This window comes from Acidovorax sp. LjRoot204 (assembly GCF_056175785.1).
Map to the genome: position 1 here is coordinate 1 of NZ_JBGFFF010000054.1, position 22,123 is coordinate 22,123.

Below are 22,123 nucleotides of genomic sequence, written 5' to 3' on the forward strand. Positions count from 1 at the left end.
CTGGTATGCGATGTCCACAGGCCCTTGCGGATGGTGTCACGGACATGGATCGGGTTGCTGGCACCTTCGGAACCAAACACCGCGAGCGAATTTTCTTGAACGAAGTCCACCGTTTTTCCTTGCATTGAGAAATGTCAATTGCATGACGTTGGGCAGATTGTGTTGGGGGGTGAACGACCCTGGCAAATTCAAAAAATTTCTATCACGTCATCGATTTTTTCCATGCACTCCATTGGGGAGAGGCGAACCATCTTGGTGCCAAGGGAAAACCCTGAGAGAAAATTTACGGGTAAACCCTGACGCCAACGAATCCCTGGATTGCAGGAAAAAATGGCATGCGCTGCGCACACCCGACAGGGTGCACCGAAGCTTTTTGACGAAAGGCTCAGCCCTTGCGAGGGCGGCGGGCTGGCGCGGGCTGTTGCTGCTCAATGAAGTCCAGCGCCGACCGCACCACCGCCTCCATGGCGGGTGACGAGGGGTCTTCGCGGTAGCTCACATGAATGGGCAGCGGCCGCAGTGCGGTGTCGCAAGCCAGTGCACGCAGGTCTGGAAACGCCAGCAGGCGCTGCACTGCCAGGCGCGGCAAAGTGGCCACACCAAAGCCGCCCTGCACCAGCTGCACCATCGCAGAAATCGACGAGATGGTGTGCACGCAACGCGGCTCCACCTGGGCCTGGCGCAGCGTGTCGAGCAGGGACACGTGTGGCTGCGAGCCACGTTGGAAAGTCAGGATGTCAGCGCCTGCAAAATCTTCTAGCGCATAGCGGCGCTTGCGGTGCGTTTTGCTGTTGCCCACAAACACCATCTCCATGGGCGTCACCGCCTGGCTGCGGATGCCATCCGCGGCCGCCGGCAGGGCTGCGAAAACGGCATCCAGCGTGCCGCGGCGGATCTGGTCGAGCAGCACGGGCGTGGTCTCCACCGTCAGCTCCAGCTCCAGCAAAGGGTTGTCCTTGCGCAGCTGTTCCACCCACGGAATGAGCCACGAGTGCAGTACCGATTCGATGGCGCCCAGACGAATCGATACTTCCAAAGGGCCGCCTGATCCCATCTCGGACTTGAGCTGGCGTTGCAGCTCCAGCATGCGCTTGGCGTACACCAGGAACCGGGCACCGGCCACCGTGAGCTTGAAGTGCTTGTCGCGCCGGTCCAGCAACAGCACGCCCAGCTCTTCTTCGAGCGCGGAGATGCGGCTGGACATCGCGGACTGGGTCAGGAAAAGCTTCTCGGCGGCGCGTGTCACGCTCTTGAGAGAGGCCACCCAGTAGAAGGCTTCGACAAAACGCAGGTTCATGGTGTTTTTCCGGAAGGCTGGGCGTGCCTGTGTTCCAACGGCTCTGCGCACTGCCCAGACGGGCGCACTGCGATGGTGCACGGTGTCGGAATCCACCCGCCTTTTTCCGGCAGCCACCGCGCTGTAAAAGCCATTGTGCCGTCGCATTTCAAGGACACAACGCAGAACGGATCGCATTGGGGGCGCTAGCAAAAAGTGCATTGCCAGTTTTCTGCAAGGAATCTGCGGCGTCTTGCCACGCCACACCACCGGCCTACCCGGTGAACAAGGGCAGGTCTGCCTTCTTCAACGTCCGCAGCACAAAGCTGGAGCGGCTGTGCCGTATGCCTTTGATCTTGTAGAGCTTTTCGCGCAGCAGGCGCTCGTAATCGCGGGTGTCCTTGACGACGATGCGCAGCAGGTAGTCGTAGTCACCGGAGACCAGGTGCGCCTCGATCACTTCGGGAATGCTTGCCAGTGTCTCGCCAAACTTTTCGAGCGTGTTGTCGGAGTGGCTGTCGAGCGTGACCTGCACCAGCACCGTGTCGGCCAGATCCAGCGACTGGGGGTTGATGCGCACGGTGTAGCCCTGGATGACACCCGCCTCTTCCATCTTTTTGATACGGCCCCAACACGGCGAAGGGCTGAGGCCCACGGCCTGCCCGATCTCTTGCAGGCTGGCGCGAGCGTTGGCCTGCAAGACAGCGAGAATTTTTCTATCCAGTCGATCCATCGGCCGGATTATTCAGCAAATCATGCGAATGCAGAAAATTATTCTGTACATTCAGCGAAATGCACCAAGTTCAGCAAATTCATCTGCAACACCCGGCGCATACTTCTTCCATCAAGGCGCTCTTACCGGAGCGCACAAATTGACAAGGCCCCGGCTGGTTACCGCCAGCACGGGGCCCTTGGCATTCCAGATGCCTCCCCAGATTGAATAGCCGCTTGCATCCGTCGGCGGCATGCGTCCTGTGTACGAACCTCGGCGCCCCATTCCAAAGAGGTGTCGCCAACGCAACTGCAAACGCGGGGTTGACCAGTTGATAAGCACGCTTACCAGCACAAACCCGGATGCCTGCGGCCATGCTGCACCGCCATAATTTGACTGAGGCCAGGGGTTGCTCTGCAAGGAGCCCAAGTGCCCCGTTCCCCTGCCCCAACATCAACAGGAGACACCATGCAATTGACCAAACTCGTCGTTGGACTGAGCCTTGCGCTCGGCTTTGTGGCCACCGCTGCTGCGCAGACCACTATGCGCATCAGCATCTCGACGGCCCAGAACTCCCACCAGGGTGTAGCCATCGACACGTTTGCCAAAGAGGTCGAAAAACGCACAGGGGGCCGTTACAAGGTACAGACCTTCTACAACGGTGCACTGGGTGGCGAGCGAGAGTCGATTGAAGCGGTGCAGTTGGGGACACAAGAGCTGGCGTTCAGTTCTACAGGCCCAGTGCCGAACTTTGTGCCTGAGACCAAAATCCTGGATGTCCCCTTCCTGTTCCGCGATAAGGCGCACGCACGGGCCGTGCTGGACGGCCCGATCGGCCAGGACCTGCTGTCCAAGTTTGACGCCAAGGGTTTCAAGGCGCTGGCATGGGCCGAAAACGGCTTCCGCCACATGACCAACAGCAAGCGCGACGTGAAAGAGCCCGGCGACCTGAAGGGCCTGAAGATGCGTACGATGGAGAACCCCGTGCACATCGCCGCCTATAAGGGCTTCGGCATCATCACCACGCCCATGGCCTTCCCTGAAGTGTTCACGGCGCTGCAACAAGGCACGGTGGACGGTCAGGAGAACCCGCTGTCCGTCATCATCTCGGCCAAGTTCGATCAGGTGCAAAAGCACCTCACGCTCACCGGCCACGTGTACTCGCCCTGCATCTTCGTGATGAACAAGGCAGCTTTCGACAAGCTCTCGGCGGCGGACAAGCAGGCCTTCATCGATGCCGCGAAAGAAGGTACCAAGGCCAACCGTGCACGCGTGGACGAAGACGACGCCAAGGGCGTGGCCGACCTCCGCGCCAAGGGCATGACCGTGATCGACAACGTGGACAAGGCCAAGTTTGTGGCGGCACTGGCCCCCGTCAACGCCGAGTTTGAAAAGCAGTTCGGCAAGGCTGCCATCGACAAGATCCGCGACGTCAAATAATCCTGTTCATTGCTATTACCTTTGTAGCTGATAACGCCCGTAGCCATTGCGCTATCGGGCGTTTTTATTCTTGAACGATCGATGGTTCTGATCACCTCCCACCTACCCATGGTTGGCACCGCCCCATGAAAAACGCTTTTCTTACCTTTGAGCGATGGACCACCTTCATCGCCATGCTGGGCGCTTGCGCCATGCTGACCCTGGCTTCGGCCCTGGGCATGTTCCAGATCGTGACCCGCTTTGTGCTGGAGCAGCCTGCTGAATGGACCGAAGTGCTCATCCGCTTCAGCCTGATCTGGATGGTGTTCCTGGCCATTCCGGCCGCGTTTCGCCAGGGCGCGATGGTGAGTGTGGACGTGCTGTACCGCTGGAGTCCGCCGCGCATCAAACGGATGCTGGACTGGGTGGTCGCACTGGCAGCCCTGGTCCTCATCGGCATCATCATCTGGTACGGCTGGGACTATGCACGCCGGGGCGGCGTGCAAAGCATGGCCGGGCTGGAATCCGTGTCCATGTTCTGGGCTTACCTCGCCATGCCTGTGGGTGGCCTTTTTTGTGTGGTCGGCATCATCGGCAACCTCATTGATCCCCTGCGTATGGAACTGGAGACTGCTCAATGAGTTTGGTCATGATTTCAACGATGGTGCTGTGCTTTGCACTCACCGTCTCAGTGGCTGTGTCCATCGGTTTGGCTTCCATCCTGGGCATCCAGGCCTCCAATGCGAACATGCTCATCTCCGTCAAGGAGATGTTCGGAGCCATCAACAAGTTTCCTTTGGCAGCCATCCCCTTCTTCATCCTCGCGGGCAACCTGATGGAAACTGGCGGCATCTCGCGCCGTCTGGTGGAGTTTGCCAAGAGCATCGTCGGCGGCGTGCAGGGCGGCCTGCCCATGACCTGTGTGCTGACCTGCATGATCTTTGCGGCCGTGTCGGGCTCGTCGGTSGCCACCACGTTTGCGATTGGCGCCATCCTGATTCCTGCGCTCATCAAGCACGGCTACCCCACGAGTTACGCCGCTGCTCTACAGGCCACSAGTGCCGARCTGGGCGTGATCATCCCGCCYTCCATCCCGATGATYCTGTACGGCGTGAGTGCCGAGGTGTCGATTGGTGAGCTGTTCATCGCGGGCTTCGGCCCCGGGCTGCTGATCAGCGGTGCTCTGATGCTGTTTGTCTGGCTGTACTGCAAGTACAAGGGCTGGGGCAAAAACGACGGCGATGGGCGCAYGCCCTTTGGCAAAGCTACGCTGCAGGCGGGCTGGGCATTGCTGATGCCCGTGATCATCCTCGGCGGCATTTATGGCGGTGTGTTCACCCCCACCGAGGCATCTGCCGTCGCCGTGTTCTACGCACTGGTTGTCGGCATCGTCATCTACCGCGAGATCAAGCTCAAGGACCTGTTCGCCATCCTGCGCAAGTCGGCCATCTCATCGGCAGTGATCATGTTCATCATTGCCAACGCGGGGTTGTTTGCGTTCCTCATCACGCGGGCTGGCGTGCCAGACGCGATTGGCCGCTGGCTAGAGGCGGTGCTGCAGTCCCCCGCCCTCTTCCTGCTGGGCGTGAACGCTGCGCTGTTCGTGATTGGCATGTTTATCGAGACCAGCGCGGCAATCATTGTGCTGGCCCCCATCTTGGCGCCCGTGGCCATGCACTTCGGTATTGATCCTGTGCACTTCGGTCTCATCATGGTGGTGAACCTGGCACTTGGAATGATCACGCCGCCTTTTGGAGTGAACCTGTTCGCAGCCTGCACGGTGGCCAGAATCTCGCTGGACCGGATCATCAAGCACCTGCTTCCCTTTGTCGGAGTGATTCTGGTGTGCCTGATGATCATCACCTATGTGCCATCGATCTCGCTGGCACTTCGGGATCTTGTCTACGCAAAGTAGTTAGAATCGTCGGGTCAGGAGAGAGTGCTCCGTCTTGTCCTCAGGACGCGCAGCACCGCCGAAGGCGCAGGCACCCGCCGAACGCTCAGGCAAAAGGACTGACAACCGCCCGCAGCGATGCGGGCGTTCCCTTGCTGGAGAGAGATGGCCCACCGCACCGCGTGTTGAGGCCATCCACCGAAGGAGCAAACCGCACGGCCAGCCAGGGCGCTGCGGTGAATCTCTCAGGTAAAGCGGACAGCAGGGCAAATCCCGTAGCCACCTTGTGGCTGCGGCCCTCATTTGCCCCGGAGTTCCGCCATGTCAGCCACCGCCCCCCTGCTCACCACGCCCCTGAACGCCCTGCACATCGAGCTGGGCGCCCGCATGGTGCCGTTCGCCGGCTACTCCATGCCCGTGCAGTACCCCGCAGGCCTGATGGCCGAGCATGTGCACACCCGCACCGCAGCCGGCCTGTTTGACGTGTCGCACATGGGCCAGCTCAAGCTTGTCGGCGCCGACGCTGCTGCGGCGTTTGAAACCCTGGTGCCCGTGGACGTGATCGACCTACCAGTGGGCAAACAGCGCTACGGCCTGCTGCTCACCGATGAGGGGACCATCATCGACGACCTGATGTTCTTCAACCAGGGCGTGGTGGATGGCGAACCCACCCTGTTTGTCATCGTCAACGGCGCCTGCAAGGTCGGCGACATTGCCCATATCCAAACCCGCATTGGCCAGCGCTGCAAGGTGGTGCCCATGCCCGACCACGCCCTGCTGGCGCTGCAGGGCCCACAGGCCGCCGTCGCCCTCACCCGCCTCGCGCCCGGCGTGGAGAAGCTGGTGTTCATGACCGGTGGAGCATTCAACATTGCTGGTTGCGACTGCTTTGTGACCCGCAGCGGCTACACCGGCGAGGACGGTTTTGAAATCTCCGTGCCCGCAGCGCAGGCCGAAACACTCGCCCGCGCCTTGCTGGCCCAGCCTGAGGTCAAGCCCATCGGCCTGGGCGCTCGCAACTCGCTGCGCCTGGAGGCTGGCTTGTGCCTGTATGGCAATGACATCGACACCAGCACCACGCCATCCGAGGCCGCACTGAACTGGGCGATCCAGAAGGTCCGCCGCACCGGCGGCGCGCGTGCGGGCGGCTTCCCGGGCGCCGACAAGGTGCTGGCGCAAATCGACAACCCTGCCAGCCTTTCCGCCAAGCGCGTGGGCCTGGTGGCGCTGGAGCGTGTGCCAGTGCGCGAACACACCGAACTGCAAAGCACGGACGGCCAAAAGATTGGCGAGGTCACCAGCGGCCTGCTGGGGCCCACCGTGAACGAACCCGTGGCGATGGGGTACGTCACGCCCGCCTTTGCAGCCATCGGCACCCGCGTCAACGCCATCGTGCGCGGCAAGGTGGTGCCCATGGAAGTGCGCGCCATGCCGTTTGTTGCCGCCAACTACTACCGCGGCTGATTTCGCCAGGCGCATCGACCGGACTGCGCCCGCACCCGCTTACATTGCAGATTCCTTTACTTTTTTCCTTTGCTTGAGGAGCTTCCCATGACGATCAAATTCTCCAAAGACCACGAGTGGATCAACGCCGCTGATGCCAACGCCTCGGTGGTGGGTATCACCGTCCACGCGCAAGACGCGCTGGGCGACGTGGTGTTTGTGGACCTGCCCGAAGTGGGCAAGAGCTTTGCCCAGGGCGAAGTGGCCGGCGTCGTCGAATCCGTGAAGGCCGCCGCCGATGTGTACATGCCCGTCACCGGCGAAGTGGTGGAAGTGAACGAAGCCCTGCGCGCCGACCCGTCGCTGGCCAACASCGACCCGCTGGSCGCTGGCTGGTTCTTCAAGGTCAAGCTGGCCGACGCGAGCCAGCTCGACGCCTTGCTGGACGAAGCCACATACACCGAGTTCGCCAAGAACGCCTGATCCCTGCCGACTGAGAGGGCATGGCGCCGGGCCATGCCCGGCACGCCGCCCTGCTGGGTGCGAGCCTCATCCCCGGCAACGTCCCCAACCCGCTGCGACCTACGAGACTGCCCCATGCTGATGCAATCCGCCACCCCCCTTGGCGCGCTTGAAAACGCCACCGAATTCCTGCCCCGCCACATCGGCATCGAYGCGGCSGACGARGCGCRCATGCTGYCGGTGATCGGCGAGGCCTCGCGCCGTGCGCTCATCGAATCCATCGTGCCGCGCTCCATTGCACGCAGCCGGGGCATGGACCTGCCTGCGCCGCTCACCGAAGCGGCCGCATTGGCAGAACTCAAGGCCATCGCGGGCAAGAACCAGCTGCTCAAGAGCTTCATCGGCCAGGGCTACTACGGCACGCACACGCCKGGCGTCATYCTGCGCAACRTKCTSGAGAACCCCGCCTGGTACACSGCCTACACGCCCTAYCAGGCCGAAATCTCCCAAGGCCGCATGGAGGCCCTGGTCAACTTCCAGACCATGGTGTGCGACCTGACGGGCATGCCGATTGCCAACGCATCCATGCTGGACGAAGCCACCGCCGCCGCCGAGGCCATGACGCTGGCGAAGCGCTCGGTCAAGAGCAAGAGCAACGTATTTGTGGTGGCAGGCGACGCGCACCCGCAAACCATTGAAGTCATCCAGACCCGCGCCAAGCCCCTGGGCCTGGAAGTGCGCCTGGCCAATTCGGCCGAGGAATGGAACACCCTGCTGGACGGCGACTACTTTGCCGTGCTGGCCCAGTACCCCGCCACCAGCGGCCGCATTGACGACCTGCGCGCTGATGTGGAAAAGGCCCATGCCAAGCAAGCCGCCTTCATCGTGGCGGCCGACCTGCTGGCGCTCACCCTCATCACGCCACCCGGCGAACAAGGTGCCGACATTGTGGTGGGCACCACCCAGCGTTTTGGCATGCCCATGGGCGCCGGTGGCCCCCACGCTGCCTTCATGGCCTGCCGCGACGAATACAAGCGCAGCCTGCCCGGCCGCCTGGTGGGTGTGAGCGTGGACGTGCATGGCAAACCTGCCTACCGGCTGGCGTTGCAAACCCGCGAACAGCATATCCGCCGCGAAAAAGCCACGTCCAACATCTGCACGGCCCAGGTGTTGCCCGCCGTGATCGCCAGCATGTACGCCGTGTACCACGGCCCCGAAGGCCTCAAGCGCATTGCACAGCGTGTGGCCAGCTACACCGCCATCCTCACGCAAGGGCTGCAGCAGCTGGGTGCGCCTTTGCGTGCACAGGCCACGTTCGACACCGTGAGCCTGCACACCCAGGGCGCTACACAATCCATAGCAACCAAGGCAATCAGCCTGGGCGCCAACCTGCGGATTTACTTTGAAGAGTACCTGTGTATCTCGCTGGACGAGACCACCACACGCGCCGACATCGAGCTGCTGTGGAAGATCTTCGCCAAGGACGGCCAGGCGCTGCCCACCTTCGATGCGTTTGAAAAGGGCGTGGAGCCGCTGATCCCCACCGAGCTGCGCCGCACCAGCAGCTACCTCACACACCCCGTCTTCAACACCCACCATTCCGAAACCGGCATGCTGCGCTACATCCGCCAGCTCTCCGACAAGGACCTSGCRCTSGACCGCAGCATGATCCCGCTGGGCTCGTGCACCATGAAGCTCAACGCCACCAGCGAGATGATCCCCATCACCTGGCCTGAGTTTGCCAACGTGCACCCCTTCGCCCCCGCTGACCAGCAACAGGGCTACAAGCAGCTGGACGAGCAACTGCGCGCCTGGCTGTGCCAGGCCACGGGCTATGCCGGCATCAGCCTGCAACCCAATGCAGGCTCGCAAGGCGAATACGCCGGCCTGCTGGCCATCAAGGGCTACCACGAATCGCGCGGCGAAGGCCACCGCAATATCTGCCTGATCCCCAGCAGTGCCCACGGTACCAACCCCGCCAGTGCCCAGATGGTGGGCATGCAAGTGGTGGTGACCGCCTGCGATGCCAACGGCAACGTGGACCTGGTGGACCTGAAAGCCAAGTGCGAACAGCACAGCGCGAACCTGGCCGCCGTGATGATCACCTACCCSAGCACGCACGGCGTGTTCGARACCMGCGTSAARGARCTSTGCGMMCTGGTGCACRRSCACGGCGGCCGYGTGTACGTGGACGGYGCCAACATGAAYGCSCTGGTSGGCGTGGCSGCSCCCGGCGAGTTYGGCGGYGAYGTGAGCCACCTGAACCTGCACAAGACCTTCTGCATTCCSCATGGCGGYGGCGGCCCSGGCGTGGGCCCSGTGTGCGTGGTSSARGACCTSGTGCCCTWCCTGCCGGGCCATGCSACGGCSGGCGTGCCTGGTGGCGTGGGTGCCGTCAGCGCCGCGCCGCTGGGCAACGCCGCCGTGCTGCCCATCAGCTGGATGTACATCCGCATGATGGGCGCCGAAGGCCTGCAGGCTGCTACCGAGACCGCCATCCTGAGCGCCAACTACATCAGCGCGCGCCTCAAGGACCACTACCCCACGCTGTACGCGAGCGAGAACGGCCATGTGGCACACGAGTGCATCCTGGACCTGCGCAGCCTGAAGGACACCAGCGGCGTGATGGCCGAAGACGTGGCCAAGCGCCTGATTGACTACGGCTTCCACGCGCCCACGCTGAGCTTCCCGGTGCCCAACACGCTGATGGTGGAGCCTACCGAGAGCGAGACCCTGTCCGAGCTAGACCGCTTCATCGACGCGATGATCGCCATCCGCGAAGAAATCCACCAGATCGAAGCAGGCAAGCTGCCGCAGGACAACAACCCGCTCAAGAACGCCCCGCACACCGCAGAAAGCCTGCTGAGCGGCGATTGGAACCGCCCCTACACCCGCGAGGCCGCTGCCTACCCCGTGGCCGCACTGCGCAGCAACAAATACTGGTCGCCCGTGGGCCGCGTGGACAACGTGTGGGGTGACCGCAACCTGAGCTGCAGCTGCATCCCGGTGAGCGACTACGCCTGACCCTGCAGCGAAGGCCACGGCTGCATGGTCTGCCGCCACAGCCATTGCTCTTGCAAGCCCTGGAGCCCGCTCGCCCAGGGCTTTTTTCGTTGGGGGCCCGTACAGGCAGGTGCAGGAACACGCATAAGATCGCGGGCTGCGTTGTGATTCACCCTTTTAGGAGCCTCCTTTGCGAAACCTCTTGTGCCTTCTGCTCGCCACCGCCGTGATGGCTCCCGCCGCCATGGCCCAGACCTCCAAACCCGTCACCACGGCCAGCGGCCTGGTCTATGAATCGCTCAAAGACGGCACGGGCGAATCGCCCAAGGCCACCGACACTGTCAAGGTGCATTACAAGGGCACGTTCCTCGACGGCAAGGAGTTTGACAGCTCCTACAAGCGCGGCGAACCCACCTCGTTCCCACTCAATGGCGTGATCCCTTGCTGGACCGAAGGCGTGCAGCGCATGAAGCCGGGCGGCAAGGCCAAGCTGACTTGTCCCCCCGGCATTGCCTACGGTGCCCGGGGTGCAGGTGGCGTCATTCCCCCTAACGCCACGCTGAATTTCGAGATCGAGCTGATCTCCGTGGGCCGCTGACCCCATGCTGCTGAAGGTCGGTGACCTCGCGCGGCGCACCGGCCTCACGGTGCGCACATTGCACCACTATGACGAGGTGGGGCTGCTCAAGCCCTCGGGCCGGTCAGACGCGGGGTACCGCCTGTACAGCCAGGCCGACGTGCAGCGGCTGCATGGCATCCAGACCATGCGCCAGATGGGCCTGGCGCTCAGCGACATTGCCGAGCTGCTGGCGGGCGAAGGGGTGGCACCCCAGCGCATCATCGGCCAGCAGATCCGGGCGCTGGACCAGCAGATCACGCAGGCCACAGAACTGCGCGGGCGCCTGACCATGCTGCGCGACGGCCTCATGGCGGGTGCTGAGCCCGACATGGGCAACTGGCTCGAGGCGCTGGCGCTGATGACCACCTACGGCAAATACTTCAGCACCACCGAACTCAAGCAGATCTTCACCAACTGGAGCCTGATCGAGGCCGACTGGCTCGTTGTCAAAGACCTGGTGCGCAGCGCCATGGACCGCCAGCTACCTCCTGATGCGCCCGAGGTGCAGGCACTGGCCTACCGGTGGATGGCGCTGATGCTGCACTGGATGGGGGGCGACCTGGACCTGCTGGACCGCTGGGGTCACATGTTTCGCACCGAGCCCAGCGCGCAGGGGCGCAACCACGCGCCGCCCGGCGACATGATCGAATACGTGGAAACCGCCATCAAGCTGCGGCTGGCGCTGCTGGAGAAGTACCTGACCCGCGACGACCTGCGCACGCTGGGCCATGTGCCGCACACCGCGTGGGCGGCACTGGAACGTGACGTGCAACAGTTGCTGGACCGCCAAATCCCCACGAACCACACTGACGCAGGGGCCGCGGCCCTGCGCTGGAACACGCTGTTCGACCAGCTGACCCGCGGCGATGCGCAATTGCGCCAGAAGCTGCTCACAGCGTCGGCCAACGAGCCGCTGCTGCAGGCGGGCTCGCCGCTGAGCGCGCCCGTGCGCGCCTACCTGCAGGCGGCGCTCGCGCTGGCCACACCCTCTCCCGCCATCGCTACGACAGTCGCTGCGCGCCGCTGAGACACTCACACCGTCTGCAAAAAAACCACTGGAAAGTGCTTGACCCTCACGCAACGTGAGGCCCCACAGTCGGTCCCCATGAATGGATCGACACCCTCTTCCAGCCCCTCCGCCCCCACCCGGCGGTTGCACGCCCTGGACAACCTGCGCGCCACCATGATGTGGCTGGGCATCGTGCTGCATGTCTCGGTGCTCTACATGAGCCGGCCGTCGCCTCTGCCCTGGCACGACGACCGGTCCAGCCCCCTGGCAGACCTGCTGGTGGCGGTGATCCATGCCTTTCGCATGCCCTTGTTCTTCATCCTCGCCGGGTTCCTTGTAGCGGCGCTGGTCCAACGCCAGGGGCTGGCTGGCATGGTGCGCAACCGCCTGCGCCGTCTCGGTCTGCCTTTTGCGCTGTTCTGGCCGCCGCTGTTCGTGGCCTGTGCGCTGCTCGGGCTGATGTTCCTGCACCGCATGGCCTATGGCACCTGGGGTGTAGACCGCAGCCTGCTGCCCCGAGGCCCCAACGTGCCCCAGGGCCCAGCCACCATGCACCTGTGGTTCTTGTGGATGCTGCTGTGGCTGGCGCTGCTGACGCCCGTGGCGTGGAGGGCGGTACGCGCATTGCCCGCAGGGCTGCAGCAGGCCCTGCAACGCGGTGCCCTCTGGCTCGGCGGCACACCTGCGGGCCTGCTGATGCTCACGCTGCCCCTGGCGTGGATTGGCGCGGGCTACGACCACGGCATCGTCACGCCCAGCGGGTCCTTCCTGCCACCGCTGGCGGAATGGATACACAACGGGCTGTTCTACGGCTTTGGCCTGTGCCTGCACGTGCACCGCAAGGCGCTCATGGCGCGCTACGAACGGCACTGGCCTGCGCTGGCCGGCTTGGGGCTGGTGGGCTTTCTGGTCACTGCACTGCTTTCGGAAGTACTGGCTCAGCCCGAGGCATCGGCCTTTGTGCTGGTGCTGGTCACCGGGGCGTTTACCGATCTGCTGGCCGCACCCGTATCGGCCACGCGCCACCTGCAGTTCTGGATGGCCCTGGCCTACAACAGCGCGTCGTGGCTCTGGAGCTTTGCCCTGATCGGACTGTTTCTGCGCCATGTCGGCCAGCCCCGCGCCTGGCTGGCCTACCTGGCCGACAGCTCGTACTGGGTGTACTTGGTGCACCTGCCACTCACGATCGGCCTGGGTGCGTTGCTGTACGGCCTGCCCGTTCCAGCCCTGGCCAAGATGCTGATCAACGTGCTGGCCACGACCGCCCTGTGCCTGGCCAGTTACCACCTTTGCGTGCGTTTTACCGCTGTGGGCCGCTTGCTCACGGGGCGCACGCACACCCGTCATTCTTTGGGAGACCTCGTTCATGCGACCTGACACCTCACCCCGTCCTGCCCAGCCACCCGGCGCAGGCCCTGCAATCCCACCCGCAGACCCGCGCGCCGCGCTGCTGCAGGACCCCAACTTCCGCTGGATGATTGGCGGCTCTGCCCTGTCCATGCTGGGCGACCAGTTCACGCTGATCGCACTGCCCTGGCTGGTGCTGCAGATGACCGGCGACACGCTGGTGCTGGGCACCGTGCTGGCCCTCATCAGCGTGCCGCGCGCATTGTTCATCCTCATCGGCGGCGCGCTGGTAGACCGCCATTCGCCCAAGCAAGTGCTGATGATCACCAAATACGTCAACCTGGTGCTGCTGGCGGCGCTGGCGGGGCTGGTGTTTGCGGGCACGCTGTCGTTGTGGATGGTGTACGCGCTGTCGCTGGGCATTGGGCTCGCCACGGCCTTCAGCATTCCGGCGGGCACGGCCATGATGCCGTCGGTGGTGGCACGCCCCCAGCTGCAGGCCGCCAACGGCATCAGCCTGGGCCTGCGGCAGCTGACGATGTTCTTGGGGCCCTTGCTCGCGGGGCTGTTGATTGCACTGTTTGGCGCCGGTGGCGCAGCCCAAGCCGCCGCGGATGCGCCAGCACACGCCAACGCCACTGGCATCGGCATCGCCTTCGCGCTGGATGCGCTGAGCTTCGCCGTGTCGGCCTGGACGCTGTCCAAGGTGCAGACGCGTGCGGGCCTTGCGGACCTTTCTGCCCCCACGGCCGCGCCACAGGCGGTGCTCGCTTCGGTGGCGCAGGGCCTCGGTCACTTCTGGCGCGACAGCGAGCTGCGCACCTGCTTTTTGTACTGGAGCGCCATTGCACTGTTCATCATGGGTCCCATCCATATCGCCATTCCGGTGCTGGCCAGCAGTAGCCCCCAGCTCGGTGCCGCCGCCTTCGGCATCATCGTGGGCGCCCACGGCGCGGGAACGCTGCTGGGCATGGTGGTGTCGGGCATGGTGCCCCGGCTGCGATTTGGCAGCCTGGGCATGACCATTCTTGCGTTCGACGCCATCATTGGCGCGCTGTTCATGCCGCTGGGTCTGATCACCGCCGTGTGGCAAGGCGCAGTGCTGATGCTGGTCATCGGACTGCTCGGCGGCTTCATGCAGGTGAGCGTGTTCACCTGGATCCAGCACCGGGTCCCCCCCGCCCTGCTGGGCCGCGCGATGAGCCTGTTCATGTTCATCTTCATGGGCCTGGCGCCGATCTCTGCCGCCGTGACGGGCTGGGTGATGAAGAGCATCACGCTCACCCAGCTGTTCGCGGCCAGCGGCGGAACGCTGGTGGTGCTGGCGGCACTGGCCTTTGTGCTCACACCCATGCGCCGCGTGACGGATGCAGCGCCCGCCACACGCTGAGGCTCCCCACGCAAAAAAAAAGGCTGGACCACTGTCCAGCCTTTTTTGTGCCTGAGGAGGAGATCCTCAGACTTCGGTCACGAACTGCTCGCGGGGGCGGCGCACCTTCTTCAGGTTCACCAGCCAGTCGCCTTCGTCGGCGCGGTAGCCCAGCGGCAAGATGGCGACGCTGCGCAGGCCGCGCGCACGCAGGCCCAGGATTTCATCCAGCGCGTTGGGGTCGAAGCCTTCCATGGGTGTCGAGTCCACTTCTTCAAAGGCCGCAGCGATCAGGGCTGCGCTCATGCCGATGTAGGCCTGGCGGGCTGCGTGCTGGAAGTTCACTTCGGCGTCGCGCTGGGGGTAGCTGCTGAGCAGCATCTGGCGGTAGTTTTCCCAGCCTTCGTTCTTGAAGCCGCGCTGGTCATTGGTCAGGTCGAACATCATGTTGATGCGGTCGGCCGTGTAGTTGTCCCAGGCCGCAAACACCAGCAGGTGCGAGCCGTCGGTGATCTGGGCCTGGTTCCAGGCAATGGGCTGGATCTTGGCGCGCACAGCGGGGTCGGTCACCACGATGATCTCGAACGGCTGCAGGCCGCTGGAGGTGGGCGCCAGGCGGGCGGCTTCAAGAATGCGCTCCACCTTCTCTTGCGGCACCTTCTTGGCGGGGTTCATCTTCTTGGCGGCGTAGCGCCATTGCAGCTTGTTCAGCAGGGGTTGGGCGAGAGTGGTGTCTGTGGTCATGGCAGCGTCCTGAAAGAAGTTGTGGTTCAAGGGATGTATCGATGGTGGAACTGTAGGCACCCCACGGTGGTTCGGTAAGCCCTGCCAAAGAAACGGATTGTTCGCAATTCATCAACAATCGACCCACAAGCGCTTTGCAACCGCGCTCTGTTGATGCTGCCGCCATCGCGTGGTGCGACATGGGCAGGCGTACACTTGACAAAGCCTGGGCGAGCGCCCGGGCACGCACCCGGCTGACCGCGCCCCTTCATGAGTGAACCCGACCTGTCTTTTCTGGACCCTGCAGGCCGCCAGCCAGCAGCCGCAGAGCACATGCCTCGCCCGCCTGTCCCCCACTCCCGCACGCCCGGCGCTTCGGCAGAGGGCCTGGTGGCCGAACTGCGCGCCTACCAGGCCGAACTGGAAAACCAGAACAAGGTGCTGCGCTACAGCCAGGCCGTGGCCGAGAGCGCGTACGAACGCTTCGAAACCCTGTTTGCCAGCGTGCCGCTGGCCCTCATGGTGGTGGACGACCACGACATGGTGGTGCAGGCCAACTCCATGGCGCACCGCTCTTTCCAGCCCACCGAGCGCGACCGGCCCCTGACCGCGCTGATGCCTTTTGTGTGCCCGCAAGACGCCGCGCGCGTGCGCGAAGCCTTTGCCCAGGCGCAGGACCTGGGGCACAGCGAGGTCAAGGAGGTGGTGTTCACCATCAGCAATGCCACGCGCATCACCGGCGACCTGCACATTGCCCACATCGATGCACCGCAGACCAGCGGCCCGCCGCTGTCGCAGTTTTTGTGCGCGGTGATCGACCAGGGCCCGCTGCTGGCCGAGCGCCAGGCCTTGCAGCACAGTGCCGAGACCCTGCAGCAGCGCAATGAGCAGATCCGCGCCAGCGAAAAGCGGCTGGAGGCCGTCATCAACTCCGCGCTGGACGCCATCATCTGCGTGGACCAGCACCAGCGCATCACCGTGTTCAACCCCACGGCGGCCGCGCTGTTCCAGTGCAGTGCCAGCGACGCGCTGGGCAGCACGCTCGACCGTTTTTTGCCCGACGCGGCGCAGGCGCTGGCATTTGCCCAGCTCACCACGCAGGCCCTGCTGGGCGAGATGACGGCCCTCACCGCCAGCGGCAAGGAGCTGGCCGTGGAGGTGAGCGTGTCGTTCGAGCGCCATGCCGACGGGGAAACCACCACCGTCTTCGCCCGCGACCTCACCGGCCGCAAGAAGGCCGAGGCCCACCGCAACGAGCTGGAAGCCCAGCTGCGCGAGTCGCACAAGATGCAGGCCGTGGGCACCATGGCCGGGGGCATCGCGCACGACTTCAACAACATCCTGGGCGCCATTCTGGGCAATGTGGAGCTGGCCAAGGCCGACTGCGCCACCCACGCGCCCGGCTCGCCCGTGCTGGAGAGCCTGCTGGAGATCGACAAGGCCGGCCGCCGCGCGCGCGACCTGGTGCGCCAGATCCTCACCTTCAGCCGCAACGAGCCCCCGCAGCGCTCGGCCGTGTCGCTGGCCGAGGTGGTGCACGACACCGAGCGCCTGCTGCGCGTGACCTTGCCTCCGGCCATCGAGCTGCATATGCAACTGCAGGCGGGCCTGCCGCCCGTGTTGGCCGATGCCACGCAGGTCGAGCAGGCCCTGCTCAACCTGTGCACCAACGCCGTCCATGCAATTGGTACCGAGCGCGGCAGCATCCATGTGGAGGCCGCCACCGTGCAGCCCGACCAGCGCCTGACCGAGCGCCTGGGCCTCGCACCCATCGACTACGTGGCCCTGACAGTGCGCGACACCGGCCCCGGCATGGACGCTGCCACGCTGGAGCGCATCTTCGAGCCCTTCTTCACCACCAAGCCCGTGGGCCAGGGCACGGGCCTGGGCCTCGCGGTGGTGCATGGCGTGATGCGCACGCACGAAGGCGGCGTGGATGTGCAAAGCGCGCCAGGCCAGGGCAGCCGGTTCACGCTGTACTTTCCGGTCGCCACCGGTGCGACTGCTGGTGCGCAGCCCAGCCCCGCCGCGCAGGCCGTGCCACTGGCCGCCGCAACGTCTTCACCGGAGCCTGCCGAACCACCCGGCGGTGCGCCTGGCAAGAAGCACCATGTGATGTACGTGGACGACGACCAGGCCCTGGTCTTCCTGGTGCAGCGCCTGCTGCGCCGCCGGGGCTACGAGGTGAGCGGCTATACCGACCCGCACGAGGCCACGGCTGCGTTGCGGGCAGCACCGCAAGCCTATGACCTGCTGGTCACCGACTACAACATGCCCGGCTTCTGTGGCGTGGACCTGGTGCGCGAGGCCCGCCTCATCCGCCCCGACCTGCCCGTGGCCCTGGCCTCGGGTTACGTCACGGCCGAGATCGAACAGGCCGCGCTGGCCGAAGGCGCGCAAGCCCTGATCCACAAACCCAATGACGTGGAAGAGCTTTGCGCCACCGTGCAGCGGCTGATCGTGGGCCATGACCCTGCCTGAACCCGTGGCAGATGGCGTACAGGCGCTGTACGAAGACGACGACCTGCTGGTGCTGTGCAAACCCTCCGGGCTGCTGTGTGTGCCCGGCCGGGGGCCTGACAAGCAAGACTGCCTGAGCGCCCGCGCCCAGCAGCGCTGGCCCGGCGCGCTCATCGTGCACCGGCTGGACCAGGCGACCTCGGGCCTGGTGCTCATGGCGCGCCATATCGACGCACAGCGGCGCCTGGGCCACGCGTTTGCCGAGCGCCAGGTGCACAAGCGCTACCAGGCGGTGGTGCAAGGGCTGCTGGGCACAGCGGGCGGCGACTGGAGCGAGATCGACCTGCCCATTGCTGCCGACTGGGAGCGCCGCCCGCTGCGCGTCATCGACCACGCCGTGGGCAAACCCAGCCTGACCCACTGGCGTGCGCTGGCGCAAGACGCTACGGCGCAGACCACGCGCATCGAGCTGGAGCCGATCACCGGCCGCACCCACCAGTTGCGCGTGCACCTGGCCGCCATCGGCCACGCCATCCTGGGCGACGGACTGTATGCCGATGCCGCCACGCAGGCACAAGCCCCGCGCCTGCTGCTGCATGCCAGTCACCTGGCCTTTGCGCACCCCACCACCGGGGAGCAGGTAGCGCTGGAGTGGGCGGCCGATTTCTAGCCAAATGGCCCGACAGCGCTAGTGGAACATACACCAATCGCTATCTATTCAATAGCAAACAGGAGTTACTGATCAGCGCCCGCCCGGCGGCACGGCGCGCGACATGGCCCACTGCACGGCCAGGATGCTCGCCAGCACCACCAGCATGCCCACCAGCGATACCCCTGTCATGGCCTGCCCCAGCAGCGCCCAGCCCAGCAGCACCGCCGTGACCGGGCTCAGCAGCCCCAGCGACGACACCGCCACCGACGGCAGGCGCGCAATGCCACGGAACCACAGCGCATAGGCCACCAGCGCGCCCGCCAGGCTGAGGTACAGATAACCCGCGATGTGGGTGGGGGTGAGTGCGGGCAAAGGCGGGTCCACCGCCCAGGCCACCGGCGCCAGCATCACGCCGCCTGCCAACAGCTGCCAGCCGGTAAACGCCAGCACCGGCAAGTCAGACCGCCAGCGCCGCGACCAGAACGTGCCCGCTGCCATGCACAGCGTGCCCACCAGCGCGGCAGCCACGCCCACCATGTCCCAGCGCGCACCGGGTGACAGCAGCAGCGCCGCCATGCCCAGCACACCCAGTGCCCCGGCCACCAGCGCCAGTGCAGGCGGGCGCCGGTGGTCCAGCGCCCAGGTCAGGCCCATCACCACCAGCGGGCCCACGGCACCCACCACCGCAGCCACGCCACCGGGCAACCGGTAGGCCGCCACAAACAGCAGCGCCTGGAACACGCCAATGTTCAGCGCCGCCAGCACCATCAGGCGCCACCACCCCACCCAGTCGCCCCAGGCCGGCCAACGGCGGCACCACAGCACCAGCAGCAAGCCCGCGGGCAAGGTGCGCAGCAGTGCGGCGGTGAAGGGTCGGTCTGGCGGCAGCAGCTCGGTGGTGACAATGTAGGTCGAGCCCCAGATGACGGGCCCGAGCGCCGTGGCAAGCGCATCCAGCCAGACCGCAGAGCTTGTTGTGGATTGTGCAGAGGTCATGTATTTATCTTCAATTCAAGACAAAAACTCTACCATACAATCTCGAATTCAAGACAATTCAACCACCACAAGGCCATGGCCACCCCACGCACACCCGACGCCGTCGATGCCATCCTGGCCCAGTGGAAACGCGAGCGCCCCGACCTGGACGCGAGCCCCATGGGCCCCATCGGGCGCATCAAGCGCTGCGCCGCGCTGCTGGAGCGGCGGCTGGATGAAACCTTTGCCGAATTCGGCCTGAGCCGCTGGGAGTTCGACATGCTGGCCACGCTACGCCGCAGTGGCGCGCCCTACTGCCTGGCGCCGACCACGCTGTTCTCCACGCTCATGGTCACATCGGGCACCATGACGCACCGCATGGCCAAGCTCGAAGCCCAGGGCTGGATCGAGCGCCTGCCCAACCCGGCCGATGCCCGCAGCTCGCTGGTGCAGCTCACGCCCCAGGGGCTGGAGCTGATCGACCGCGCCGTGGAAGCCCATGTGGCCAACGAACACCGCATCCTTTCCGACCTCAAGGCGGCCGATCTGGCCGCGCTGGATGCGCGGCTGGCCCTGCTGCTGTCCGCTTTGGAGTCACGCAGAGGCCAGTGAAGACACCCGGCCCTGTGTACTGCGCAGTAACATGGCGGGATGCCTCAAAACCACCTCTACATCCTCACCGGCGCATCGCGCGGCATGGGCCTTGCCATGGCCCAGCAGCTCTTGCGCAGCGGCAATACCCTGATCTGCATCGCCCGCAGCGCCAACGATGACCTGACCGCCGAGGCCCGGGCCGCAGGCGTCGCCATCGAACAGTGGCAGCAAGACCTGTCGCAGGGCGAGCAGGCGGCCCACAAGCTACAAGCCTGGCTGCAGGCCCAGGGCCCGCAGGCGTTTGCCAGCGCCACCCTCATCAACAACGCGGGCATGATCCCGCGCATCGCCCCGCTGTCGGCCAGCGACGCGGAAGACCTGGCCACCGCCCTGCGCGTGGGGCTGGAGGCGCCCATGCAGCTCACTGCTGCTTTCCTGGGTGCGACGGACACCTGGACCGTGCCACGAAAGGTGCTCAACATCTCCTCGGGCCTCGGCCGCCGGGCCATGGCATCACAGGCCGCATACTGCGCCGCCAAGGCGGGCATGGACCATTTCACCCGCTGCGTGGCGCTGGACGAGGCCATCAAGTCCCATGGGGCCAAGGTATGCTCACTGGCTCCCGGTGTGATCGACACCGACATGCAGGTCCAGCTGCGCGGCGCCGACCCGGCCGCCTTCCCGGACCGCCAGAATTTCGCCAACCTCAAGACGGGTGGCCAGCTCACATCGCCTGCCGACGCCGCCACCCGCGTGCTCGCCTGGCTGGAGCGCGCAGACTTCGGCACCAACCCGGTGGCCGATGTGCGCGAGGCGTGAGCCCGATTACTCCTATTTTGATAGCTGCAACCGCATGGTTCACTAGCGCCTGCAGCCATTTTGACCTGAATTTCTCTGAAAGGACCTCCCCATGACCCGTGAAGTCGTCGTCGTCAGCGCAGTGCGCACCGCCATTGGCACCTTTGGTGGCAGCCTCAAGGACGTGCCCCCCACCGAACTGGGTGCACTCGTCGTGCGCGAATCGCTTGCCCGCGCCAACGTGGAAGGCAAGGACGTGGGCCACGTGGTGTTCGGCCACGTGGTCAACACCGAGCCCAAGGACATGTACCTGTCGCGCGTGGCAGCCATCCACGGCGGCTGCGGCGAAGGCACGCCCGCCTACAACGTCAACCGCCTGTGCGGCTCGGGCCTGCAGGCCATCGTCAATGCCAGCCAGTCCATCCTGCTGGGCGACACCGATGTGGCCATTGGCGCCGGTGCCGAGAACATGAGCCGTGTGCCCTTTGCCAGCCTGAACATGCGCTGGGGCGCCCGCATGGGCGACACCAAGATGGTGGACATGATGATCGGCGCACTGCACGACCCCTTCCACAACATCCACATGGGTGTGACGGCCGAGAACATCGCCGCCAAGTGGGGCATCAGCCGCGAAGACCAGGACAAGCTGGCGGTCGAGAGCCACAACCGCGCCGAGCGCGCCACGCAGGCCGGTGTGTTCAAGGACCAGATCGTGCCCGTCACCCTGAAGAGTAAGAAGGGCGACGTGTTGTACGCCACCGACGAGCACTTCCGCCCCGGCGCCACGATGGACGACCTGGCCAAGCTCAAGCCCGTTTTCATCAAGGAAAACGGCACGGTGACGGCTGGCAACGCCTCCGGCATCAACGACGCCGCCGCCGCCGTGGTGCTGATGGAAGCCGGTGCCGCCAAGGCCCGCGGCGCCAAGCCCCTGGCCCGCCTGGTGGCCTACGCCCACGCGGGCGTGGACCCCAAGTACATGGGCATCGGCCCCGTGCCCGCCACGCAGCTGGCGCTGAAGAAGGCCGGGCTCACCGTGGCCGATCTGGATGTGATCGAAGCCAACGAGGCTTTTGCCGCCCAGGCCTGTGCAGTGACCAAGGACCTGGGCCTGGACCCGGCCAAGGTCAATCCCAACGGCTCGGGCATCTCGCTGGGCCACCCCATCGGCGCCACCGGTGCGCTCATCACCGTCAAGGCCATCCATGAGCTGCAACGCATTCAGGGCCGCTATGCGCTGGTGACGATGTGCATTGGCGGCGGCCAGGGCATTGCGGCGATTTTTGAGCGCCTCTGACCTGCACGCGGGTGCGCACACTGCCATCGCCACCCGCGATGCTGCCACCTGCTATTGGCAATGCGAGCGCC

General features: G+C 65.0%; 19 protein-coding genes and 2 riboswitches. Of the genes, 15 read left to right on the forward strand and 4 right to left on the reverse strand.

What is annotated here, in order from left to right:
* Nucleotides 1-385: 385 nt before the first annotated feature.
* Together AC04MI_RS11710 and AC04MI_RS11715 are read right to left on the reverse strand one after the other, a co-directional pair.
* A complete protein-coding gene (locus tag AC04MI_RS11710; protein ID WP_110958861.1) occupies nucleotides 386-1,297 on the reverse strand; it encodes a LysR family transcriptional regulator in 912 nt (303 codons plus the stop codon).
* Nucleotides 1,298-1,550: 253 nt separating this feature from the next.
* A complete protein-coding gene (locus AC04MI_RS11715) occupies nucleotides 1,551-2,009 on the reverse strand; it encodes an Lrp/AsnC family transcriptional regulator (RefSeq protein WP_056067700.1) in 459 nt (152 codons plus the stop codon).
* Between the two features lie 447 nt (nucleotides 2,010-2,456).
* Between AC04MI_RS11715 and AC04MI_RS11720 the strand changes: the two genes are divergently transcribed.
* The 10 genes from AC04MI_RS11720 to AC04MI_RS11765 all read left to right on the forward strand — a co-directional run bounded on the left by AC04MI_RS11720 (nucleotide 2,457) and on the right by AC04MI_RS11765 (nucleotide 14,574).
* Nucleotides 2,457-3,428, forward strand: coding sequence for a TRAP transporter substrate-binding protein (locus AC04MI_RS11720; RefSeq protein WP_056067699.1), 972 nt, complete (start codon nucleotides 2,457-2,459; stop codon nucleotides 3,426-3,428).
* A gap of 125 nt (nucleotides 3,429-3,553) precedes the next feature.
* Nucleotides 3,554-4,048 carry a TRAP transporter small permease gene (locus tag AC04MI_RS11725; protein WP_099730077.1) on the forward strand — a complete coding sequence of 165 codons (495 nt, stop codon included), beginning with the start codon at nucleotides 3,554-3,556 and terminating at the stop codon, nucleotides 4,046-4,048.
* Nucleotides 4,045-5,322: a TRAP transporter large permease gene (locus AC04MI_RS11730; RefSeq protein WP_476497852.1), complete on the forward strand. Its 1,278-nt coding sequence runs from the start codon at nucleotides 4,045-4,047 to the stop codon at nucleotides 5,320-5,322. The genes AC04MI_RS11725 and AC04MI_RS11730 overlap by 4 nt, the downstream gene beginning before the upstream one ends.
* Before the next feature lie 5 nt (nucleotides 5,323-5,327).
* Nucleotides 5,328-5,433: riboswitch (glycine riboswitch) on the forward strand.
* A 13-nt stretch (nucleotides 5,434-5,446) separates the two neighbouring features.
* Nucleotides 5,447-5,573, forward strand: a riboswitch (glycine riboswitch).
* 49 nt (nucleotides 5,574-5,622) lie between these two features.
* The gene (gene gcvT / locus AC04MI_RS11735) at nucleotides 5,623-6,765 is read left to right on the forward strand and encodes a glycine cleavage system aminomethyltransferase GcvT (RefSeq protein ID WP_099730076.1); all 1,143 of its coding nucleotides are present in this window, start codon (nucleotides 5,623-5,625) and stop codon (nucleotides 6,763-6,765) included.
* 87 nt (nucleotides 6,766-6,852) lie between these two features.
* A complete protein-coding gene (gene gcvH / locus AC04MI_RS11740) occupies nucleotides 6,853-7,227 on the forward strand; it encodes a glycine cleavage system protein GcvH (RefSeq protein WP_476497853.1) in 375 nt (124 codons plus the stop codon).
* 114 nt (nucleotides 7,228-7,341) lie between these two features.
* A complete protein-coding gene (gene gcvP / locus AC04MI_RS11745) occupies nucleotides 7,342-10,230 on the forward strand; it encodes an aminomethyl-transferring glycine dehydrogenase (RefSeq protein WP_476497854.1) in 2,889 nt (962 codons plus the stop codon).
* A 169-nt stretch (nucleotides 10,231-10,399) separates the two neighbouring features.
* The gene (locus AC04MI_RS11750) at nucleotides 10,400-10,807 is read left to right on the forward strand and encodes an FKBP-type peptidyl-prolyl cis-trans isomerase (RefSeq protein ID WP_056067685.1); all 408 of its coding nucleotides are present in this window, start codon (nucleotides 10,400-10,402) and stop codon (nucleotides 10,805-10,807) included.
* 4 nt (nucleotides 10,808-10,811) lie between these two features.
* Nucleotides 10,812-11,855, forward strand: a complete 1,044-nt coding sequence (locus AC04MI_RS11755) for a MerR family transcriptional regulator (protein WP_288851341.1) — start codon at nucleotides 10,812-10,814, stop codon at nucleotides 11,853-11,855.
* A 78-nt stretch (nucleotides 11,856-11,933) separates the two neighbouring features.
* Nucleotides 11,934-13,214 (forward strand): acyltransferase family protein, encoded by a 1,281-nt coding sequence (locus AC04MI_RS11760; RefSeq protein ID WP_436078655.1) that lies wholly within the window; start codon nucleotides 11,934-11,936, stop codon nucleotides 13,212-13,214.
* Nucleotides 13,204-14,574, forward strand: coding sequence for an MFS transporter (locus AC04MI_RS11765; protein ID WP_436078654.1), 1,371 nt, complete (start codon nucleotides 13,204-13,206; stop codon nucleotides 14,572-14,574). Before AC04MI_RS11760 ends, AC04MI_RS11765 begins: the two co-directional genes overlap by 11 nt.
* Before the next feature lie 66 nt (nucleotides 14,575-14,640).
* Here AC04MI_RS11765 and AC04MI_RS11770 read toward each other — a convergent pair whose 3' ends face one another.
* Entirely contained in the window at nucleotides 14,641-15,297 is a 657-nt protein-coding gene (locus tag AC04MI_RS11770) for an NAD(P)H-dependent oxidoreductase (protein WP_056067837.1), read from the reverse strand.
* Nucleotides 15,298-15,546: 249 nt separating this feature from the next.
* Here AC04MI_RS11770 and AC04MI_RS11775 point away from each other — a divergent pair, with 249 nt between their 5' ends.
* A complete protein-coding gene (locus tag AC04MI_RS11775) occupies nucleotides 15,547-17,757 on the forward strand; it encodes a PAS domain-containing hybrid sensor histidine kinase/response regulator (RefSeq protein WP_260667748.1) in 2,211 nt (736 codons plus the stop codon).
* Nucleotides 17,744-18,406, forward strand: coding sequence for an RluA family pseudouridine synthase (locus AC04MI_RS11780; RefSeq protein ID WP_146871069.1), 663 nt, complete (start codon nucleotides 17,744-17,746; stop codon nucleotides 18,404-18,406). Before AC04MI_RS11775 ends, AC04MI_RS11780 begins: the two co-directional genes overlap by 14 nt.
* 72 nt (nucleotides 18,407-18,478) lie before the next feature.
* Here the strand turns inward: AC04MI_RS11780 and AC04MI_RS11785 are convergent, their stop codons facing one another.
* Complete coding sequence (locus tag AC04MI_RS11785) at nucleotides 18,479-19,384, reverse strand: EamA family transporter (RefSeq protein ID WP_436078653.1); 906 nt, start codon at nucleotides 19,382-19,384, stop codon at nucleotides 18,479-18,481.
* Nucleotides 19,385-19,459: 75 nt separating this feature from the next.
* Between AC04MI_RS11785 and AC04MI_RS11790 the strand changes: the two genes are divergently transcribed.
* The 3 genes from AC04MI_RS11790 to bktB all read left to right on the forward strand — a co-directional run bounded on the left by AC04MI_RS11790 (nucleotide 19,460) and on the right by bktB (nucleotide 22,052).
* Nucleotides 19,460-19,975, forward strand: a complete 516-nt coding sequence (locus tag AC04MI_RS11790; protein ID WP_436078652.1) for a MarR family winged helix-turn-helix transcriptional regulator — start codon at nucleotides 19,460-19,462, stop codon at nucleotides 19,973-19,975.
* A 39-nt stretch (nucleotides 19,976-20,014) separates the two neighbouring features.
* Complete coding sequence (locus AC04MI_RS11795; RefSeq protein ID WP_260667751.1) at nucleotides 20,015-20,776, forward strand: SDR family NAD(P)-dependent oxidoreductase; 762 nt, start codon at nucleotides 20,015-20,017, stop codon at nucleotides 20,774-20,776.
* Between the two features lie 91 nt (nucleotides 20,777-20,867).
* On the forward strand, nucleotides 20,868-22,052 hold the full coding sequence (bktB, locus tag AC04MI_RS11800) for a beta-ketothiolase BktB (RefSeq protein ID WP_056746178.1): 1,185 nt from the start codon (nucleotides 20,868-20,870) through the stop codon (nucleotides 22,050-22,052).
* Nucleotides 22,053-22,123: the final 71 nt, after the last annotated feature.

What these genes read in the sequence shown, in the direction of transcription:
- AC04MI_RS11710 (WP_110958861.1), bottom strand. Translation starts at nt 1,297, where the DNA reads ATGAACCTGCGTTTTGTCGAAGCCTTCTACTGGGTGGCCTCTCTCAAG.
- AC04MI_RS11715 (WP_056067700.1), bottom strand. Translation starts at nt 2,009, where the DNA reads ATGGATCGACTGGATAGAAAAATTCTCGCTGTCTTGCAGGCCAACGCT.
- AC04MI_RS11720 (WP_056067699.1), top strand. Translation starts at nt 2,457, where the DNA reads ATGCAATTGACCAAACTCGTCGTTGGACTGAGCCTTGCGCTCGGCTTT.
- AC04MI_RS11725 (WP_099730077.1), top strand. Translation starts at nt 3,554, where the DNA reads ATGAAAAACGCTTTTCTTACCTTTGAGCGATGGACCACCTTCATCGCC.
- gcvT (WP_099730076.1), top strand. Translation starts at nt 5,623, where the DNA reads ATGTCAGCCACCGCCCCCCTGCTCACCACGCCCCTGAACGCCCTGCAC.
- AC04MI_RS11755 (WP_288851341.1), top strand. Translation starts at nt 10,812, where the DNA reads ATGCTGCTGAAGGTCGGTGACCTCGCGCGGCGCACCGGCCTCACGGTG.
- AC04MI_RS11760 (WP_436078655.1), top strand. Translation starts at nt 11,934, where the DNA reads ATGAATGGATCGACACCCTCTTCCAGCCCCTCCGCCCCCACCCGGCGG.
- AC04MI_RS11765 (WP_436078654.1), top strand. Translation starts at nt 13,204, where the DNA reads ATGCGACCTGACACCTCACCCCGTCCTGCCCAGCCACCCGGCGCAGGC.
- AC04MI_RS11770 (WP_056067837.1), bottom strand. Translation starts at nt 15,297, where the DNA reads ATGACCACAGACACCACTCTCGCCCAACCCCTGCTGAACAAGCTGCAA.
- AC04MI_RS11775 (WP_260667748.1), top strand. Translation starts at nt 15,547, where the DNA reads ATGAGTGAACCCGACCTGTCTTTTCTGGACCCTGCAGGCCGCCAGCCA.
- AC04MI_RS11780 (WP_146871069.1), top strand. Translation starts at nt 17,744, where the DNA reads ATGACCCTGCCTGAACCCGTGGCAGATGGCGTACAGGCGCTGTACGAA.
- AC04MI_RS11785 (WP_436078653.1), bottom strand. Translation starts at nt 19,384, where the DNA reads ATGACCTCTGCACAATCCACAACAAGCTCTGCGGTCTGGCTGGATGCG.
- AC04MI_RS11790 (WP_436078652.1), top strand. Translation starts at nt 19,460, where the DNA reads ATGGCCACCCCACGCACACCCGACGCCGTCGATGCCATCCTGGCCCAG.
- AC04MI_RS11795 (WP_260667751.1), top strand. Translation starts at nt 20,015, where the DNA reads ATGCCTCAAAACCACCTCTACATCCTCACCGGCGCATCGCGCGGCATG.
- bktB (WP_056746178.1), top strand. Translation starts at nt 20,868, where the DNA reads ATGACCCGTGAAGTCGTCGTCGTCAGCGCAGTGCGCACCGCCATTGGC.